Genomic DNA, 2,892 nt, shown 5'->3' on the forward strand with positions numbered 1-2,892 from the left:
ATCTAATGTAGCTGTGTCATTGGCCAACTATGGCGTACCGGTGGACTTTGTTACTCGTTTACCTAAAAATGATATTGGGCAATGTGCTTTGATGGAAATGCGCAAGAGGGGTGTTAATACTCAAAACATTGTTTTTGGTGGTGAACGCTTAGGGATTTACTTTTTAGAAACAGGGGCCGTAAGCCGTGGCAGTAAGGTGGTCTATGACAGGGCACATTCCGCAATATGCGAGATTGAACCAGGCATGATTGATTGGGTAAAGGTATTCGTCGGGGCAGGGTGGTTTCATTGGACCGGTATTACTCCCGCAATTTCACAAGGAGCCGCTGACGCCTGTCTGGAAGCGGTGAAAGTTGCCAGTAAGATGGGCATTACCATATCAACGGACTTGAATTACCGTGCAAAATTATGGAATTATGGCGGTGACCGCGAAGCTATAATGACCGAACTTACATCGTTTTGTGATATTATATTGGGTAATGAGGAAGATGCAGAAAAACACTTTGGATTAAAACCGGAAGGATTGGATATTACAACCCATGGACATGATGTAAAAGCAGAGGCCTTCCTGTCCGTCTGTAAACAAATGATGGCTAAATTCCCAAGAGCCAAAAAGGTGATTACCACCTTGCGAGGTTCCATTTCAGCCTCACATAATACATGGGCAGGAGTACTTTACGATGGAAAGAAAATGTATGAAACCAGACAATATCAGATAACGCATATTGTTGATAGAGTAGGAGGAGGCGATTCTTTTATGGGGGGATTAATTTATGGTTTGTTAAAATACCCTGAAGATGATCAGAACGCTCTTGATTTTGCAGTAGCGGCTTCATGTTTAAAACATACTATAAGGGGCGATGCCAATCTTGTATCTGTTGATGAAGTACAAAAATTAATGGGTGGCGATGCTTCAGGTAGAGTAGTAAGGTAAAGTATAAATAATGGCACAATATTCAAGATTAGAAGTAGCATCAGTAATGAAGGAAACAGGAATGGTTCCTTTGTTTTATCACCCGAATGTTGAATTGGGAAAAAAAGTATTGAAAGCCTGCTATGATGGTGGGGCCAGGCTTATGGAGTTCACTGCACGTGGCGATTTTGCCTTTGAAGTATTCTCAGAGCTGAACAAATATGCGATAAAAGAACTGCCGGGAATGATTATGGGCGTAGGATCTATAACAGATGCCGGGGCTGCAAGCATGTTCATGCAAATGGGAGCCAACTTTATTGTGACCCCATCATTAAGGGAAGATATTGCAATTGTCTGTAATAGAAGAAAAGTCTTGTGGTCACCAGGTTGCGGTTCACTCACCGAAATCAATAGGGCTGAGGAATTGGGATGTGAAATCGTGAAGTTATTTCCGGGAGATCTATATGGTCCCGGTTTTGTAAAAGCAATTAAAGGGCCACAACCCTGGACGAGTATTATGCCAACCGGGGGTGTGAGCACGGAAGAAGCAAATCTTAAAGCATGGTTTGATGCCGGTGTTACCTGTGTGGGTATGGGATCTAAACTTATTAGTAAAGAAATTTTATCAAATAAGGATTATAAAGGATTGGAGAATAAGGTTAAAGAAACCTTATCCCTTATTTTTATGCTCCGGGCTTAAATTAAAAATTTTTCTATCTAATCTATATTCTCGGATATATTAATAATCCTAACAGAAATATATAACACCAAAGAATCTACTATGGGTGAAACCCAAAATGACAAATCCATTTTTTAAAAAGATTTCTGAAGCTGGTTTTGGCTTTTGGTCCTGGAATTATGCGATTGATTAACAGCAGAAATTTAAAGAAATCTCATAAAACCAACATTTGGATTAATCTTGGTTTAGGCGCTTCTTTACTTTTCTCATGTATTATTTCTTATGATGGCGTACTGGCACTTCTGACGTACTTTTAAACACACAATGTTTTATGCAATATTTTAATTTAATTGTGGCAAATAAAAAAGCCATCAGTACTGATGGCTTTGAATTTAGTTTTGGCATTCAGGACTTAGTCGATAACTTCCACATTTACTGCGTTCATTCCCTTTTGTCCTTTTTCCAAATTAAACTTTACGTTGTCGTTCTCGTTAATTTCATCAATAAGACCACTTTGGTGTACAAAAATGTCTTCTTCAGAATTAACTGGTTTTATAAAACCAAATCCTTTGGCCCTATTAAAAAATTTTACTGTTCCTTCGTTCATTACTTTGATATTTATTATTAATTATTTTATTTATTTCTTGTTTTTAAGTCTTTGTCAATTCTTTACTGCTATTACCTTTAAAGGCAATACTTTGCCTAGTTCTTTTAGCATTTTAATATGATCCCAAATGGCTGACCCCAAAGTCCTTTTAGTATGATAAGGAATACCGTGTTCCTTTGCCGTTTGTTCTACTATAGCTGATATTTTTTTATAATGGATATGACAAATATTTGGCAATAAGTGATGCTCTATTTGGTAGTTTAATCCTCCTATTAACCAGGATAAAAACCAACCTTTAGGGGAAAAATTACTTGTTGTTGCCAGTTGATGTGCATGCCAGTCTCCTTCCAGCATTCCGTCTCCGTCAGGTAATGGAAAATCTACATTGGGCATGATATGTGCCACCTGAAATACAATACTGATCAACAAACCAGTGACAACATGCATACTAAGAAAGGCCAGAATAATTATCCATGGTGCAAGAGGGACTATTAAAAGCGGTAAGATTAATGCGTACGTATAATAGATTAATTTCCACCCTATTAGTTTTGCCAGTTCAGTTTTAAATTCATTTTTTTTAGTAAAAAAGCCTTTCTTTCTATATCGATTTATTCTGACAAAATCTTTGGAGGTGATCCAGGAAATGGTAGACAAACCATAGAAAAACCAGACATATATATGCTGAAACTTATG

General features: G+C 37.6%; 4 protein-coding genes. 2 read left to right on the plus strand and 2 right to left on the minus strand.

The features are described 5' to 3' along the window. Window positions 1-934, plus strand: a 934-nt coding sequence (locus WBN20_RS16390) for a PfkB family carbohydrate kinase (protein WP_424282463.1), incomplete at its 5' end; no start/stop codon positions are given. Between the two features lie 10 nt (window positions 935-944). Next, a complete protein-coding gene (locus WBN20_RS16395; RefSeq protein ID WP_424282464.1) occupies window positions 945-1,613 on the plus strand; it encodes a bifunctional 4-hydroxy-2-oxoglutarate aldolase/2-dehydro-3-deoxy-phosphogluconate aldolase in 669 nt (222 codons plus the stop codon). A gap of 391 nt (window positions 1,614-2,004) precedes the next feature. Here WBN20_RS16395 and WBN20_RS16400 read toward each other — a convergent pair whose 3' ends face one another. Both WBN20_RS16400 and WBN20_RS16405 read right to left on the minus strand, forming a co-directional pair. Beyond that, a complete protein-coding gene (locus WBN20_RS16400) occupies window positions 2,005-2,199 on the minus strand; it encodes a cold-shock protein (RefSeq protein ID WP_299163367.1) in 195 nt (64 codons plus the stop codon). 54 nt (window positions 2,200-2,253) lie between these two features. Beyond that, the coding region (locus tag WBN20_RS16405) for a fatty acid desaturase family protein (protein ID WP_424282465.1) at window positions 2,254-2,892 on the minus strand (639 nt) is incomplete at its 5' end.

The organism is Eudoraea sp., assembly GCF_049665975.1.
Classification (GTDB): domain Bacteria; phylum Bacteroidota; class Bacteroidia; order Flavobacteriales; family Flavobacteriaceae; genus Eudoraea.